This window comes from Streptomyces sp. NPDC021100, assembly GCF_044333095.1.
Classification (GTDB): domain Bacteria; phylum Actinomycetota; class Actinomycetes; order Streptomycetales; family Streptomycetaceae; genus Streptomyces.
This window is the reverse complement of record NZ_JBIRQH010000001.1, coordinates 622,749-636,969: the sequence shown is the minus strand read 5'-3', so window position 1 is coordinate 636,969 and position 14,221 is coordinate 622,749. Positions and strand designations below refer to the sequence as shown.

Annotated in this window: 16 protein-coding genes; 9 read left to right on the top strand and 7 right to left on the bottom strand. The window is 74.2% G+C overall.

What is annotated here, in order from left to right; all coding sequences use genetic code 11:
- Positions 1-6 precede the first annotated feature (6 nt).
- Both ACH4PU_RS02930 and ACH4PU_RS02925 read right to left on the bottom strand, forming a co-directional pair.
- Positions 7-840 carry a transglutaminase-like domain-containing protein gene (locus ACH4PU_RS02930; RefSeq protein ID WP_398264879.1) on the bottom strand — a complete coding sequence of 278 codons (834 nt, stop codon included), beginning with the start codon at positions 838-840 and terminating at the stop codon, positions 7-9.
- Positions 841-951: 111 nt separating this feature from the next.
- Positions 952-1,944, bottom strand: a complete 993-nt coding sequence (locus ACH4PU_RS02925) for a GNAT family N-acetyltransferase (protein ID WP_398264877.1) — start codon at positions 1,942-1,944, stop codon at positions 952-954.
- Positions 1,945-2,058: 114 nt separating this feature from the next.
- Between ACH4PU_RS02925 and fdxA the strand changes: the two genes are divergently transcribed.
- Both fdxA and dapC read left to right on the top strand, forming a co-directional pair.
- Positions 2,059-2,379, top strand: coding sequence for a ferredoxin (gene fdxA, locus ACH4PU_RS02920; protein WP_004950253.1), 321 nt, complete (start codon positions 2,059-2,061; stop codon positions 2,377-2,379).
- A gap of 107 nt (positions 2,380-2,486) precedes the next feature.
- Positions 2,487-3,608 (top strand): succinyldiaminopimelate transaminase, encoded by a 1,122-nt coding sequence (gene dapC, locus ACH4PU_RS02915; protein ID WP_398264874.1) that lies wholly within the window; start codon positions 2,487-2,489, stop codon positions 3,606-3,608.
- Between the two features lie 156 nt (positions 3,609-3,764).
- Here dapC and ACH4PU_RS02910 read toward each other — a convergent pair whose 3' ends face one another.
- Both ACH4PU_RS02910 and ACH4PU_RS02905 read right to left on the bottom strand, forming a co-directional pair.
- On the bottom strand, positions 3,765-4,211 hold the full coding sequence (locus tag ACH4PU_RS02910; RefSeq protein ID WP_398264872.1) for an ATP-binding protein: 447 nt from the start codon (positions 4,209-4,211) through the stop codon (positions 3,765-3,767).
- 327 nt (positions 4,212-4,538) lie between these two features.
- Complete coding sequence (locus ACH4PU_RS02905; protein WP_398264870.1) at positions 4,539-5,456, bottom strand: hypothetical protein; 918 nt, start codon at positions 5,454-5,456, stop codon at positions 4,539-4,541.
- Between the two features lie 167 nt (positions 5,457-5,623).
- Between ACH4PU_RS02905 and dapE the strand changes: the two genes are divergently transcribed.
- The gene (dapE, locus tag ACH4PU_RS02900) at positions 5,624-6,706 is read left to right on the top strand and encodes a succinyl-diaminopimelate desuccinylase (protein WP_398264868.1); all 1,083 of its coding nucleotides are present in this window, start codon (positions 5,624-5,626) and stop codon (positions 6,704-6,706) included.
- An 80-nt stretch (positions 6,707-6,786) separates the two neighbouring features.
- Positions 6,787-7,536 carry a TIGR00730 family Rossman fold protein gene (locus ACH4PU_RS02895; RefSeq protein ID WP_398264866.1) on the top strand — a complete coding sequence of 250 codons (750 nt, stop codon included), beginning with the start codon at positions 6,787-6,789 and terminating at the stop codon, positions 7,534-7,536.
- A gap of 57 nt (positions 7,537-7,593) precedes the next feature.
- Here ACH4PU_RS02895 and folP read toward each other — a convergent pair whose 3' ends face one another.
- A complete protein-coding gene (gene folP, locus ACH4PU_RS02890) occupies positions 7,594-8,454 on the bottom strand; it encodes a dihydropteroate synthase (RefSeq protein ID WP_398264864.1) in 861 nt (286 codons plus the stop codon).
- A gap of 130 nt (positions 8,455-8,584) precedes the next feature.
- Here folP and ACH4PU_RS02885 point away from each other — a divergent pair, with 130 nt between their 5' ends.
- Together ACH4PU_RS02885 and ACH4PU_RS02880 are read left to right on the top strand one after the other, a co-directional pair.
- Positions 8,585-8,953, top strand: coding sequence for a hypothetical protein (locus ACH4PU_RS02885; RefSeq protein ID WP_398264862.1), 369 nt, complete (start codon positions 8,585-8,587; stop codon positions 8,951-8,953).
- On the top strand, positions 8,950-9,537 hold the full coding sequence (locus tag ACH4PU_RS02880; protein WP_398264860.1) for a DNA-3-methyladenine glycosylase I: 588 nt from the start codon (positions 8,950-8,952) through the stop codon (positions 9,535-9,537). The genes ACH4PU_RS02885 and ACH4PU_RS02880 overlap by 4 nt, the downstream gene beginning before the upstream one ends.
- Positions 9,538-9,706: 169 nt before the next feature.
- Here ACH4PU_RS02880 and ACH4PU_RS02875 read toward each other — a convergent pair whose 3' ends face one another.
- The gene (locus ACH4PU_RS02875) at positions 9,707-10,507 is read right to left on the bottom strand and encodes an enoyl-CoA hydratase-related protein (RefSeq protein ID WP_398264858.1); all 801 of its coding nucleotides are present in this window, start codon (positions 10,505-10,507) and stop codon (positions 9,707-9,709) included.
- Positions 10,508-10,836: 329 nt separating this feature from the next.
- Between ACH4PU_RS02875 and ACH4PU_RS02870 the strand changes: the two genes are divergently transcribed.
- Entirely contained in the window at positions 10,837-11,004 is a 168-nt protein-coding gene (locus ACH4PU_RS02870) for a DUF3117 domain-containing protein (RefSeq protein ID WP_004950282.1), read from the top strand.
- Between the two features lie 181 nt (positions 11,005-11,185).
- On the opposite strand, the gene ACH4PU_RS02865 is transcribed toward ACH4PU_RS02870, so the two are convergent.
- Positions 11,186-11,896: an O-methyltransferase gene (locus ACH4PU_RS02865; RefSeq protein ID WP_078588175.1), complete on the bottom strand. Its 711-nt coding sequence runs from the start codon at positions 11,894-11,896 to the stop codon at positions 11,186-11,188.
- A 141-nt stretch (positions 11,897-12,037) separates the two neighbouring features.
- On the opposite strand from ACH4PU_RS02865, the gene sigE reads away from it, so the two are divergent.
- Complete coding sequence (gene sigE / locus ACH4PU_RS02860; RefSeq protein ID WP_078588176.1) at positions 12,038-12,811, top strand: RNA polymerase sigma factor SigE; 774 nt, start codon at positions 12,038-12,040, stop codon at positions 12,809-12,811.
- Positions 12,808-13,572, top strand: a complete 765-nt coding sequence (locus ACH4PU_RS02855) for a zf-HC2 domain-containing protein (RefSeq protein ID WP_398264856.1) — start codon at positions 12,808-12,810, stop codon at positions 13,570-13,572. The genes sigE and ACH4PU_RS02855 overlap by 4 nt, the downstream gene beginning before the upstream one ends.
- The last annotated feature ends 649 nt before the right edge of the window (positions 13,573-14,221 follow it).

The window sequence follows — 14,221 nt, the reverse complement described above, 5'->3', positions numbered from 1 at the left end:
CGGCCGTCAGTTGAGCAGCGCCCGCGCCGCCAGCGCCTGCCGGCGCACCGCCTCCGCCGTCTCCGGCTCCACCGGGGCGATCACCTCGGCGTACTCCTCCAGTTCCCGCGCCCCGCGCGCGAATTCCCCGCGTTCCACGAGGAGTTCGGCGTGCTCGTGGCGGAGCCGCGCCGGGTGGCTCGGGAGGAGCAGGGAGAGTTCCACGGCCCAGAGCCGGACGCCGCCGCGCTCGGGGCGGGCCGCCGCCCAGGCGCGGATGTTGTTGAGGATGCGGAGGACGATCTCCAGGGGTTCGGCGGGCGAGAACGCGGCGGGCGGCACCGGGGTGCCGGTGGCGCCGGCGACGAGCAGCCCCGCCTCCTCCTCGGACAGCGTCCGCCCGCCCTCGAACGGGTCGGCGAGCACATGCCGCCCGTCGGGAGCGCCGAAGCCGACGACGAAGTGGCCGGGCAGCGCCACCCCGTACACCGGCGCCCCGGCCCGCCGGGCCACCTCCAGCCACACCACGGACAGCAGGATCGGCAGCCCCCGGCGCCGCTCCAGCACCGAGGTGAGGAGGGAGGACTCCAGCCGCCGGTAGTCGGCGGGGGTCCCGTGAAAACCGCAGCGCTCGCCGAGCAGCTCCGCGAGGGCCGCGGCCCAGCGCTCCGGCTCGGCGTGCCGGCCGAGCGCCGGCAGCATCCCGGCGAGGCGGTCGAGCTCCATCTGGGCCGCGTCGAGCTCCCGTTCGCCGAGCCCGGGGTCGGCCTCGGCGGCGATGAGCAGGCACAGCAGCGCCAGGTCGGGCCGCTCGTCGCGGGCCGCTTCGGCGAACCGCCGCCGGCCGCTGGTCTCGGTCATTCCGGCCTTCCCCAGGTCATGAGGGCCGGCCGCGCGGTCTCCGCGCGCCGCCTGTCGCCCTCCACGCTTCCCATGGTGATCCCCCCGCGGCGATCCCCGCACGCCCGCCGCTCAGTGCTCCGGCTCGCGACGGTAGTGGTAGGCGTGGTGCGTCGTGAAGCCGAGCCGGTCGTAGAACGCCAGCGCGCCCGCGTTGCCGGTCTCGACCTGGAGGTACGCGGCCGAGGCGCCCTCGTCCAGCGCCCGCCGCGCCAGCGCGGCCATGACCAGCGTCGCCAGCCCCTTCCGCCGGTGCTCCGGGGAGACCTCCAGGGCGGCGAACCCCGCCCACCGGCCGTCGACCACACAGCGCCCGATGGCGGCGCCGGGAACGCTCGCGCACCACACGGACGGCCCGCCGGCCAGCACCGCGCGGGCCGCGCCGGGGTTCGCGGTGTTCTCGGTGCGACCGTACGCGTCCAGCCACGCCTCGTCGGGCGCACGGCTCAGCAGCACCCGGCCGGTGTCCTCGGCCGCGTCCGCGAGCGGCGCCAGGGCGGCCGTCCGCATCAGGGCGTACCGCTCGGCGGTCCAGCCGCGGGCGGCCAGCTCGGCGTCGAGCCGCTCGTCCTCCGCCGGGTCGCCGGTGGTTATCTGGACGCGCGCCGGGAGCCCCCGCTCGTGGTACCAGGCGGTGACCCGGTCCACCGCCTCCGGCAGCGGCAGTCCGGAACGGCCGAGAGGCAGCGCCGAGTTGGCGCGGGCGGTGAAGCCGCCGGCGGCGCGGAGCGTCCAGTCGCCCAGCCGTCCGGTCTCGGTGGCCGGCCAGCCGCGCGCGGCGACGTCCTGGAGCTCCCGCAGCGTCGCCGCCGGGCCGCGCCGCCGTGCCGGGGCGGCGGGGACGACCTTGCCCGCGACGAGCGCGTCCTCCGCGACCTCGACCGTCCGCCCGTCGCGACGTGTGATCCGCAGCACACCGCCCGTCCAGGAGGTGAGCACTCCGACGGCGTCGGCGAACCGTTCCGGGGAGCGGGTGCGGTCGTTCAGTGCCCGCACCGACACCCTTTTTCCCACATCTTCGGAACTGATCCGTATTTCCAGCCGTCCGCCCGTGGTGAATTCCACAGCTCTCCCAGCCCCTCCTGTTCGTGATGAGCCCCGGAACGGAGATACTAGGTGTGGGCATCGACGACGCCGCGCTCCCGCGCGAGATGACCCCTACCGAGGAGGAACGACAGCGTGACCTACGTCATCGCGCAGCCTTGTGTCGACGTGAAGGACAAGGCGTGCATCGAGGAGTGCCCCGTCGACTGCATCTACGAGGGCTCCCGGTCCTTGTACATCCACCCGGACGAATGTGTCGACTGTGGCGCCTGTGAGCCCGTCTGCCCGGTGGAGGCGATCTTCTACGAGGACGACACCCCGGACGAGTGGAAGGACTACTACAAGGCGAACGTCGAGTTCTTCGACGAGCTCGGCTCGCCGGGTGGCGCCTCCAAGCTGGGGCTGATCGAGCGGGACCACCCGTTCATCGCCGCGCTGCCGCCGCAGAACCAGTGAGCTGCCCCTAGGCACCGCACCCGGCCCCGTACAGCCCACCGCCGTACGGGGCCGCGGCATTCCCGTTTCATGGACCACTCCCAGCCCAAGAGAGCGAGCAGCCCAGCGTGACCGCAGTCTCCTCCCGCCTCCCCGTCTTCCCCTGGGACCGCCTCGAGCCCTACAAGGCCACGGCCGCCGCCCACCCCGACGGCATCGTGGACCTCTCCGTGGGCACGCCCGTGGACCCGGTGCCCGCGCTGGTCCGCCGGGCCCTCGCCGAGGCGGCGGACAGCCCCGGCTATCCGACGGTCTGGGGCACGGCCGCGCTGCGCGACGCGCTCACCGGCTGGACGGAGCGCCGGCTGGGCGCCCGCGGGATGGCGCACGAGAACGTGCTGCCGGTGGTCGGCTCCAAGGAACTGGTCGCCTGGCTGCCCACCCAGCTCGGCCTCGGGGCGGGCGACAAGGTCGCCTACCCGCGGCTCGCCTACCCGACGTACGAGGTGGGCGCGCGGCTGGCGGGCGCCGAGCCGGTCGTCTACGACGCGGAGACCTTCACGTCCGACGCCGCCATGGCGGCACTCGACCCGGCCGGGCTCAGGCTCCTCTGGCTGAACTCGCCCTCGAACCCCACCGGCCGTGTCATGTCGGTGGACGAGCTGCGCCGCGCGGTCGCCTGGGCCCGCGAGCACGGCGTCCTGCTCGTCAGCGACGAGTGCTACCTGGAGCTGGGCTGGGAGACCGAGCCGGTCTCCGTCCTCCACCCGGACGTCTGCGGGGGTTCGTACGACGGGATCGTCGCCGTCCACTCGCTGTCCAAGCGCTCCAACCTGGCCGGCTACCGGGCCGCGTTCCTCGCCGGTGACGCGGCCGTCCTCGGCGAGCTGCTGCGGATCCGCAAGCACGGCGGGATGATGGTCGCCGCCCCGGTGCAGGCCGCCACGGTGGCCGCGCTCGGCGACACCGCGCACGTCACCGAGCAGCGGGCGCGCTACGCCCGCCGCCGGGCCGCCCTGCGGGCCGCCTTCGAGGGCGCCGGGTTCCGCATCGAGCACAGCGAGGCGTCGCTGTACCTGTGGGCCACACGGGACGAGCCGTGCTGGGACACCGTCGGGGAGCTGTCGAAGCTCGGCATCCTCGTCGCGCCCGGCGAGTTCTACGGCGCGGCGGGCGAGCGCTTCGTGCGGATCGCCTTCACCGCGACCGACGAGCGGGTGGAGGAGGCCGTCCGCCGCCTGGCGGGCTGAGCCGCCGGTCTCCGCGCACGCGTGAAGGGCCCGGGACGTCCCGGGCCCTTCACGTGCCGGACGAGCCGCCGGCGGTGGTGCCGTCCGGTCCGCGGGCCGGTGGACGCGGCCCCGGACCGGAGCGGCGCTCAGGCCGCCGCGTGCGGTCCGGCAGGTTCAGCCGCCGAGCGGCAGGGACTTGGTCACGCCGCCGCCGAGCTGGTCGGTGGGCAGGCCCTTGCCCATCGCGCCGCCCTTGCCCACGGTCTTGGCCGCGCCGCCGACCGTCGAACCGGCGGTGCCCGCCAGGTGGCCCGCGGTCTTCTGGCCGGACTGCAGGGTGGCCTTGCCGGTGGTGCTGGTGGTGCCCAGCGCCTTCTTGGCGGCGGGAAGGGCGGTGTGCACGACCTTGTTGCCCGCGTCCGTCGTCACCGCGTCGGCCGTCTTGGAGACCGTCTCGACGTGGTTGCCCACCTGGGTGGCGTCCACCGCGGTCAGACCGCCCAGCTCGGGGGCCTTGAGCGCGTCCGCGCTCGCCGCGCCGGCCGCGCCGACGACGGGGGCGGTGCCCGCCGCGACGAGCAGGGCGACCTGGGCGATCCGACGCGTGAGGGGGAGGGACATGTTGCTCCTTCGACGGGGTGTGCTTCGACGGGTCTGACTGTCGTTCGCTGTCCGGCGTGCGGACGCAGTGACTACCGCCCGAGCCCTCCGAAGGTTGCGGTGGCCTTGTGTAAAGAGTTGGTAATGCGTCGCATTATCAGTTCTGTGAACAATCGGGCAAACCCGTCGGGCGTCCGGGGGAGGGAAAAGGCCGGCAATCCTCTGTTCACCAGCGGCGCGACACGGAACCGCCGTATCGGGCGGCGGCGTATACCCCGCCCTCCCGGGCGGCAACCTTCCGTTCCGGTGGATGCCCCCGACGGGGGCATGCTCGTACTGCTGAGCGGTCTACTGGGCGGTGGTGATCCGGACGGCCGCCGTGCCCTCGCCGGCGCGGCCCGTCTCCGTACGCCAGCCGGCCCGGGACTCCTCGGCGGTCCACACCCGGCCGTCGAACGCCACCCGGGTGACGCGCAGCTCGGCCGCGTTCGCCACCGCCCAGGACGCCAGCTCCCAGCCGCGCCGCCGCGGTCCGTCGTCCGTCGCCGCCGTCCGCACCGGGCGGGCCGGGACGGTCACCGTCCGGGACGCCGCGGCGCCCTGCCGCCCGGCGGTCTCCGCGGCCGGCAGCACCTCCGCGCCGAAGTCCCGCCGCAGCTTCGCCCGCAGCGCCGCCGGGTCGCCCGGCTTCCCGTCGCTGGGGCTGGTCGCGCAGCTGAACGCGGCCGGGGCCCGCCCGGTCAGCGCCGCGGCCAGCAGCGACGCCCCCGGCTCGTGCTTCGCGTACGCCTGCGGGAACCCGCTGCGCTGCACCTTCTGCGCCGCCACCGTCAGCGGCAGCCGCGAGTAGCCCGGCACCTGGACGAGGTGCTCGTAGAACGAGCCCGACGCGTACACCGGATCGGTGATCTGACGGGCCGTGCCCCAGCCCTGCGTCGGCCGCTGCTGGAACAAACCCTGCGAATCCCGGTCGCCGTGGTGGATGTTGCGCAGCCCCGACTCCTGCATCGCGGTGGCCAGGGCGATCGTCACGGCCCGCTCCGGCAGTCCGCGCGACGTCCCCACGGCGGCGATGGCCGAGGCGTTCCCCGCCTGCTCGGGATCGAGCGAGTACGACTCCCCGTCCACGAACACGGTGCAGCGCGGGGCGCCCGGGCCGGCCGTCAGATAGTGCGCCACCAGGTATCCGGCCAGCGCCAGCAGGACTCCGCAGGCGGCCCCGACGCGCAGCAGTCGGCCGCGGCGGACAGCGAAGATCGGGGGCATGCGGCCCACGTTACTTGACGGGGCGGGTGGCGGGCCGCTTCGTCCGGACGCGGTGTCAGCGCGGGCGGGCCGCGGACGGAGGGGACGATTCCGGTGGTGGCGGGTCCCGGACGGGCGGGCCGCCCGGACCGGGCCGGTCCCCGCGGCTCCGGGTTAGAGTCGCCTGCATGGACCATGCCGCCGCACTCGACCTGTCCCTCGACGCCGCCGCGCTCACCGCGCGCCTCGTCGACTTCCCGTCGGTCAGCGGTACGGAGGGGCCGCTCGCCGACGCCATCGAGCGGGCCCTGAGCGAGCTCCCGCACCTGACGGTGGACCGGCACGGCAACAACGTCGTCGCCCGCACCCACCTCGGCCGTGCCGAACGCGTCGTCCTCGCCGGGCACATCGACACCGTGCCCATCGCCGACAACGTCCCCTCGCGGCTCGACGACAACGGCGTGCTCTGGGGCTGCGGCACCAGCGACATGAAGGCCGGCGTCGCGGTCCAGCTCCGCGTCGCCGCGACCGTCCCCGCGCCCAACCGCGACCTGACCTTCGTCTTCTACGACAACGAGGAGGTCTCCGCCCACCTCAACGGCCTAGGGCACGTCGCGGAGGCCCACCCCGACTGGCTGGCGGGCGACTTCGCGATCCTCCTCGAACCCTCCGATGCCGAGGTGGAGGGCGGCTGCCAGGGCACCCTGCGGGTGATCCTCCGCTTCGAGGGCGAACGCGCCCACTCCGCCCGGAGCTGGATGGGCTCCAACGCGATCCACGCCGTCGCGCCGGCCCTCGCCCGGCTGGCCGCCTACGAGCCGCGCCGGCCCGTCATCGACGGCCTCCAGTACCACGAGGGCCTCAACGCCGTCCGCGTCGGCGGCGGGGTGGCCAACAACGTGATCCCCGACGAGTGCACCCTGACGGTGAACTTCCGCTACGCGCCGGACCGCTCGGCGGAGGACGCGCTGGCCCACGTCCGCGAGGTGTTCGAGGGCTGCGGCGTCACGGAGATGACCGTCGACGACCACTCCGGCGGCGCCCTCCCCGGCCTCTCGCACCCGGCCGCGGCGGCCTTCATGGCAGCCGTCGGCGGCACCGCGCGGCCCAAGTTCGGCTGGACCGACGTGGCCCGCTTCTCCGCCCTCGGGGTGCCCGCCGTCAACTACGGGCCCGGAGACCCGCTGTACGCGCACAAGCGCGACGAACATGTGGTCACGGCACGGATCCACCAGTGCGAAGAGCGGCTGCGGGCCTGGCTGACGGCCTGATCCCACACCGCCCGGGGACCCCCGTTTTCGCCCGTTGGGCCTACGCTGAACTGCACCAACGGCAGCGGAGGGAGTACGGAATGGTCAATTCCGACGGGGCGCGCACGCGGCGGGAGCAGCGCCGGGGGCCGGTGCTGCGACGCCATGGGCAGATGCAGCAGGGCACCACGGACCAGCATCTGCTGGACACCCGGGGGACGGCGGACTGGGTGCACGAGGACCCGTTCCGGGTACTGCGCATCCAGTCCGAGTTCGTCGAGGGCTTCGGCGCCCTCGCCGAACTGCCCCCGGCGATCAGTGTGTTCGGTTCCGCCCGGACCCGGCGGGACTCGCCGGAGTACGAGGCCGCGACCGCGATCGGCCGGGGCCTGGTCGAGGCCGGCTTCGCCGTGATCACCGGCGGCGGGCCCGGCGCGATGGAGGCGGCGAACAAGGGCGCGATGGAGGCGGGCGGCGTCTCCGTCGGCCTCGGCATCGAGCTGCCCTTCGAACAGGGCATCAACCCCTATGTGAACCTGGGGGTCGACTTCCGCTACTTCTTCGTCCGCAAGACGATGTTCGTGAAGTACGCGAGCGGCTTCGTGGTGCTGCCGGGCGGCCTGGGGACGCTGGACGAGCTGTTCGAGGCGCTCACCCTGGTGCAGACGAAGAAGGTGACGCGGTTCCCGATCGTCCTCTTCGGTGTGGAGTACTGGGGCGGGCTGGTGCGCTGGATCGAGGACACGCTGGTGGCGGAGGGCAAGGTGGGGGCGCAGGACCTCCAGCTGTTCCATGTGACGGACGACGTGGAGGAGGCCATCGCGCTGGTGACGAAGGAGGCGGGGGCGTAGGGGCATGAGGAAGGGGGCGCGCCGCACTTCCCGCGCCCCCGCCCTTGGCGCCCCCGGCTACGCCAGTCCGCGCCGGGCGACCGCCGGCTCCCGGTGGCCGGCGATGGACGCCACCATGTCCAGCACCTGCCGGGTCTCGGCCACCTCGTGCACCCGGTACACCCGGGCGCCCAGCCAGGCCGACACCGCGGTCGTGGCCAGCGTCCCCAGGAGCCGCTCCTTGACCGGGCGGTCCAGGGTCTCGCCCACGAAGTCCTTGTTGGACAGCGAGACCAGCACCGGCCAGCCGGTCTCCGCCATCTCGCCGAGCCGCCGGGTGGCCTCCAGCGAGTGCCGGGTGTTCTTCCCGAAGTCGTGCCCGGGGTCGATCATGATCCCGTCGCGCCGCACGCCGAGCGCGACGGCCCGTTCGGCCAGTCCCACGGTGACCCGCAGGATGTCCGCCATCACGTCCTCGTACGCGGTCCGGTGCGGCCGGGTGCGCGGCGCGACGCCGCCCGCGTGGGTGCAGACCAGTCCGGCGCCGTGCCGGGCGGCGACCTCGGCCAGCCGGGGGTCGAACCCGCCCCACGCGTCGTTCAGCAGGTCCGCGCCGGCCGCGCAGACCGCCTCGCCGACCTCGTGCCGCCAGGTGTCCACGCTGATCACGACGTCCGGGTGGCGGCGGCGCACCTCGGCGACGAAGCCGACGGTCCGCCGGGCCTCCTCCTCGGCCGTCACCTCCTCGCCGGGACCGGCCTTCACCCCGCCGATGTCGATGATCGCGGCGCCCTCGGCCACCGCCTGCTCGACCCGGGCCAGCGCGGGCTCGTCCTGGAAGGTGGCCCCCCGGTCGTAGAACGAGTCCGGCGTCCGGTTGACGATCGCCATGATCACCGGCTCGTGGGGCCCGAACTCGCGTCGTCCCAGCCGCAGCATTCTTCCCGCACTCCCTTGTCGTGGTCCGTGAGCGACCTTAACTGTCAGTGGGGCCCTGAGGGACATGGCACGATCGGGGAGGACGGATCGACCGGTGGAATCCGTCCGCCGGCATCCCGGGGAGACGCTCGTGTTCTGGTTCTTGCTCATCGCGCTGGTCGTGGTGGTCGCCGCGGTCACGCTCGCCGTGCTGAGCGGCCGCGACGGCGTACTGCCCGAGGCGGAGCCGGACCGCACGGCCTGGTCGCTGCCCCCGGACCGGCCGCTGGCCCGCGCGGACGTCGACGGCCTGCGGCTCCCGGTGGCCGTACGCGGCTACCGCATGACCGACACCGACGACGTCCTGGACCGCCTCGCCGCCGAACTGGCCGAGCGGGACGCGCGCATCGCCGAACTGGAGGCGGCCCTGGCGGGGGCCCGCGCGGAGGCGCGGGGCGCGGTCACGGACGCGGTGGAGGGCCGGACGAAGACCGGGAACGACGAGGGGGAGCAGCGGTGACCGACGGAGTGGTGATCGGGCCGGACGGCCTGGCGCGGTGCCCGTGGGGGCTGGAGGACGCGTCCCGGGAGGACTACCGCCGCTACCACGACACGGAATGGGGTGTTCCAGTTCGCGGGGACGACGCCCTGTTCGAACGGATATGCCTGGAAGCGTTCCAGTCCGGCCTCTCCTGGCTGACGATCCTCCGCCGCCGCGAGGGCTTCCGCGCCGCCTTCGCCGGCTTCTCCATCGCCAAGGTCGCGGCCTTCACGGAGGCGGACGAGGAGCGGCTGCTCGCCGACCCGGGGATCATCCGCAACCGCGCCAAGATCAGCGCGGCGCTGGCGAACGCGAAGGTGGCCGCGGAGTGGGCCCCCGGCGAGCTCACCTCACTGGTCTGGTCCTTCGCCCCGGCCGCCGGGGCCCGCCCGGTGCCGCGCACGGCGGCGGACGTGCCACCGCTGACGCCGGAGTCGACGGCGCTGTCGAAGGAGCTGAAGAGGCGGGGTTTCCGGTTTGTGGGGCCGACGACGGCTTATGCGCTGATGCAGGCGTGTGGGGTGGTGAACGATCACTTGGCGGGGTGCCACGTGCGGGGGTGAGGGGGGTTGCCCCCGCACCCCCGAAACCGCGCTCCGCGCGGTTGTCCTCAAACGCCGGACGGGCTGATATTCAGCCCGTCCGGCGTTTGAGGACGAGCGGCGGAGCCGCGAAAAGGGGGTCTGGGGCGCAGCCCCAGGAAACGGCGAAAGGGTGGGACCGGGGCAAACCTCACCGGCCGACGAACCGCGGCCGCTCCTTCCGCAAGAACGCCTCCACCGCGGCCCGGTGATCCTCCGACCCACCCACCCGGGTCTGGAGGACCTCCTCCACCGCCAACGTCTCGGCGAGCGAGTGATCCGCCCCGAACGCCAACGCCTGCTTGATCGCGGCGAACGTCAGAGTCGGCCCCTCCGCGAGCCGCCGGGCGACGGCCGTCGCCTCGCCGAGCAACTCGGCAGCGGGCACGACCTTGTGCGCGATCCCAAGATCGAGCGCCTCCGCGGCGGACACGTTCCGCGGGAAGAGGAGCAGATCCATGGCCCGGCTGTGCCCCACCAGCCGCGGCAGGGTCCAGGAGACCCCGGAGTCCCCGGTGAGGGCGACCCCGGCGAAGGCGGTGTTGAAGGATGCCGTGTCGGCGACGATCCGGTAGTCGGAGGCGAAGGCGAAGCCCGCGCCGGCCCCGGCGGCGACCCCGTTCACCCCGGCGACGACCGGCTTGGGCATCTCGGCGAGGGCGAGGGTGATGGGGGAGTAGTGCTCCTTGACCGTCTCCCAGGTCCGCGTGGTGCCGTGCTCCCGGTCGGCGGCCAGCGAGGTGGTGTGCTCCTTGAGGTCCTGGCCCACGCAGAAGGCGCGGCCGGAGCCGGTGAGGAGGACGGCGCGGACGGCGTCGTCCTCCGCGGCCCGCAGGACGGCGTCGCGGAGGGCCGCCTTGGTGGCGGTGTCCAGCGCGTTCATGGCGTCGGGCCGGTTCACGGTGATCGTCGCGAGCCCGTCGGCCACCTCGTACAGCACGGTGTCGGCCATGGTGCGTCCCTCCCTCGGAATGACTGCGGTCAGCGGTCAGCTTGCCTCAGACGGCCGTGAAGCACAGGGGGCCGGCATGTGACCTGCGTCAAAGAAGACAAAGAATCGTTCCTCTGTACGGGTGCGCAGTTGCCGAGCAGGCACGGGGCAATCGCCGAATTGGGTGGTTTTGCCGGAGCGTGTTGCCGAAGGGATGCCGACCGATGTTGGTCATTGGGTCGCGCGATGCGGGATAATGGCCTGGAAGCAATGTGTTCGATGCCGGTGACACGTGCCCTTCGGAGGGGTCGTCGGCTGACGATGAGCTGGTTTCAGGAAGGGGAACGAGCATGGCGGCCATGAAGCCGCGGACGGGCGACGGCCCGCTCGAGGTGACCAAGGAGGGGCGGGGCATCGTCATGCGGGTTCCGCTCGAAGGCGGCGGTCGTCTCGTCGTCGAGCTGACCCCGGACGAGGCGGCGGCTCTTGCCGACGCCCTGAAGAACGTCGTCGTCTGACACCCGGACCGCGGGTCTTTCGCTGACTTTCCCTGCCCTGCCCCGGCGGCCGGTACTCCCGGCCGCCGGGGCAGGGTCTTCTCATGTTCCGGACGGTTTCCGGGCGCGTCCCGGAAGGGCCGCGCTCCGGCCGGCCGCCGCCGGCCGGAAACCGGCGGCCGCCCCGAGGGCCCCGGCCCTGTCAGCCCCGCCGCGCCGCGCACAGCAGCCCGTCGCCCACCGGCAGCAGCGACGGCAGCAGCACCGCCGACTCCCGGACCACCCTCAGCAGTTCGCGCAGTCGCAGCACCTCCGCCGGCTGGGCGGCCGAGTCCACCGTCCGGCCGTCCGCGAAGACGCCCTCGAAGCAGACCACCCCGCCGGGGCGCAGCAGGCGCAACGATTCCGCTAGGTAGTCAAGGTACTCCAGCCGGTCACCGTCGCAGAACACCAGGTCGTACCCGCCGTCCGCCAGCCGCGGCAGCACCTCCAGGGCGCGGCCGGGGATGAACCGGGCGCGGTTGCCGGCGAAGCCGGCCGCGCGGAACGCCTGCCGGGCGAACTGCTGGCACTCGGGGTCGCTGTCCACGGTGGTGAGGACGCCGTCCGGCCGCATGCCGTGCAGGAGGTGCAGGCCGGAGACGCCGGTGCCGGTGCCGATCTCCGCGACGGCCTTGGCGTCCACGGCGGCGGCCAGCAGGCGCAGCGCGGAGCCGGTGCCGGACGACACCGAGCGGAGCCCTGCCTCGTGGGCCCGGTCGCGTGCCCAGAGCAGCGCCGGGTCCTCGATGTGCTCGACGCCGTACGCATCGGCGAACGCCCAGCTCGTCTGCCGGTTGCCGGTAATGGCCCTCTCCTGTCCCCATGTGTCGACGCAACGGTGACTGTATCCGCTGCTGTCGGGAACCCGCAGATGGGACCATGCGTTGACGGGGTGTGAGGGAGCGTGGGGAGAGTGGGGCGGAGGCTCGTCGGCCCTGAGGGGGGCCGGACCGCGGACCAATCCCAAAAGCAGGTCAAAATTCCTTATCCGGAGCTAACGGGCGAGGTGGATATGGTAGGGGCTCCACTGGACACCACCAGAGCCGACAGGGGAGGTGCGGCTTCGAACGGTGACCGCCGGGGAGTGCTGAGGCGCTTCCGCCGGTCCGCCGCGGAGCCGAAATCCGTGACCGACACCGCTGACCGTTCCGCCGCCCGCAAGACCGCGACCGCGACGTTCGCCACCGACGCGGACGCGCCGGCGTGGACTCCTCCCACCTGGGAGGAGATCGTCAGCACGCACAGCGCACGGGTCTACCGCCTCGCCTACCGCCTGACGGGGAATCAGCACGACGCCGAGGACCTGACGCAGGAGGTCTTCGTCCGGGTCTTCCGTTCGCTGTCCACGTACACGCCGGGGACGTTCGAGGGCTGGCTGCACCGCATCACCACCAACCTGTTCCTCGACATGGTCCGCCGCCGCCAGCGCATCCGCTTCGACGCGCTGGGCGACGACGCGGCCGAGCGGCTCCCCAGCCGCGAGCCCTCCCCGCAGCAGCACTTCAACGACACGCACTTCGACGCGGACGTGCAGCAGGCGCTGGACACGCTGGCGCCCGAGTTCCGCGCCGCGGTGGTCCTCTGCGACATCGAGGGCCTCTCCTACGAGGAGATCGCGGCGACCCTCGGCGTGAAGCTGGGCACCGTCCGCAGCCGCATCCACCGCGGCCGTTCCCATCTGCGCAAGGCGCTGCGGCACCGCTCGCCCTCCGCCCGCGCCGAGCAGCGGGCCCTGGCCGGGGCGGCCCCCGGCGCCCGGCTGAGTGGGGAGGTCGGGATCGCGTGACCGGTTCAGGCGGTCAGTCCCCCGCCGAGATTCATCTCGGCGACCGCCTCGCGGCCCTGGTCGACGGGGAGTTGGGACACGATGCGCGGGAGCGGGTGCTCGCCCACCTGGCCACCTGCTGGACCTGCAAGGCGGAGGCCGACGCACAGCGCCGGCTCAAGAGCGTGTTCGCGGAGGCGGCGCCGCCGCAGCTCTCGGAAGGGCTGCTGGCCCGGCTCCAGAGCCTGCCGGCCATGGGCCCGGACGGCCCCGCGGGGCCGGGGTCGGTGACCGACGACGGTCCCGGCGGCCCGGGCGGCACCGAGCGCGGCGACGGCTTCGGCCCGCGGGCGGACGCCTTCGCCCTCCTGCCGGTGGGCGCCCTGACGGCCCGTGACCGCGGCTTCCGCGTCCACGAGGTGGGACGGAGCCCGTCGCGCGGCCGGCGGATCGCCTTCGCGGCGGCGGGGGCCGTCACGATAGCGGCGTTCGCCCTGGTCGGTGCCGAGCCGCTGCGGACCGCCGTGGAGGCGCCGCGGGCCCGCCCGGAGAACCCCAGAGTGTCCCACCCGCTCAACCCGCTCGCCCTGTCCGCTCCCGGCGGCGGCACCGGTGAGGGCCGCCGGCCGGACCGGAGCCGCTCGGGCGGCAGCCGCACCCCCGCGCCGGGCACCGGGCGGCCCGCCCGGCCGTCCGTCACCCGGGCCGCGCTGGTCATACCGCCCGCCCTGCCGGTCGCCGTCCCCTTCCGGATGCCCCGCCAGGCGGTCGGCACACGCTGATACGTCCGCTGATGCGCACCTGACAGGCTGGGTACCCTGCTCCGCGCCCATCGGCACCTGGTTGAATCGCCGGTGGGCCGGGCATCCCGCTGGATGCCACGGCTCGTGGACGCATCGTGGGGGGAGCAGAGATGAACGAGGGCAAGGCACCGGTGCCGCCGACCGGCCGGGACGGCTCCCCGTCGGACGCGGCCGGGCACCCGGCGCAGGGCGGGAAGCCGCTGCACGACCCGGACCCGTACGGCACACCCCCCTACGGCCGCCCGGGCCCCTGGGCCCCGGCCCCTCCGGTCCAGCACCCCACGACCGCCACCCCGCCCCCGGCCACGGCCGCATGGCCGTACTCGGCCCTCGACGGCCACTCCCAGGCGCCCGGCACGCCCCCGGCGTACCCGACGGCCGCGCCGCAGGACGCGGTACCGCCCGCGAACCACCCGGCGGCCGCCCCGCAGGACACCGCGGTCCCGGCGGCCCACTCGGCGAACCCGCCGCAGGACGCCGTGCCCCCGGGGTACGCCGCGCCCCAGCCCGTCCCGCAGCCCCCACGGCCCGCTTCGCAGCCGTCCTCGGCCGCCCCCGCCCCGAGCCAGGACGCCTCCCACTCTCCGGCGGCCCCCGGGCCCGGCCCCCGCCCGGCCGCCACGGCGTC

What these genes read in the sequence shown, in the direction of transcription:
- ACH4PU_RS02930 (WP_398264879.1), bottom strand. Translation starts at nt 840, where the DNA reads ATGACCGAGACCAGCGGCCGGCGGCGGTTCGCCGAAGCGGCCCGCGAC.
- ACH4PU_RS02910 (WP_398264872.1), bottom strand. Translation starts at nt 4,211, where the DNA reads ATGTCCCTCCCCCTCACGCGTCGGATCGCCCAGGTCGCCCTGCTCGTC.
- ACH4PU_RS02905 (WP_398264870.1), bottom strand. Translation starts at nt 5,456, where the DNA reads ATGCCCCCGATCTTCGCTGTCCGCCGCGGCCGACTGCTGCGCGTCGGG.
- dapE (WP_398264868.1), top strand. Translation starts at nt 5,624, where the DNA reads ATGGACCATGCCGCCGCACTCGACCTGTCCCTCGACGCCGCCGCGCTC.
- ACH4PU_RS02895 (WP_398264866.1), top strand. Translation starts at nt 6,787, where the DNA reads ATGGTCAATTCCGACGGGGCGCGCACGCGGCGGGAGCAGCGCCGGGGG.
- folP (WP_398264864.1), bottom strand. Translation starts at nt 8,454, where the DNA reads ATGCTGCGGCTGGGACGACGCGAGTTCGGGCCCCACGAGCCGGTGATC.
- ACH4PU_RS02875 (WP_398264858.1), bottom strand. Translation starts at nt 10,507, where the DNA reads ATGGCCGACACCGTGCTGTACGAGGTGGCCGACGGGCTCGCGACGATC.
- ACH4PU_RS02870 (WP_004950282.1), top strand. Translation starts at nt 10,837, where the DNA reads ATGGCGGCCATGAAGCCGCGGACGGGCGACGGCCCGCTCGAGGTGACC.
- sigE (WP_078588176.1), top strand. Translation starts at nt 12,038, where the DNA reads ATGGTAGGGGCTCCACTGGACACCACCAGAGCCGACAGGGGAGGTGCG.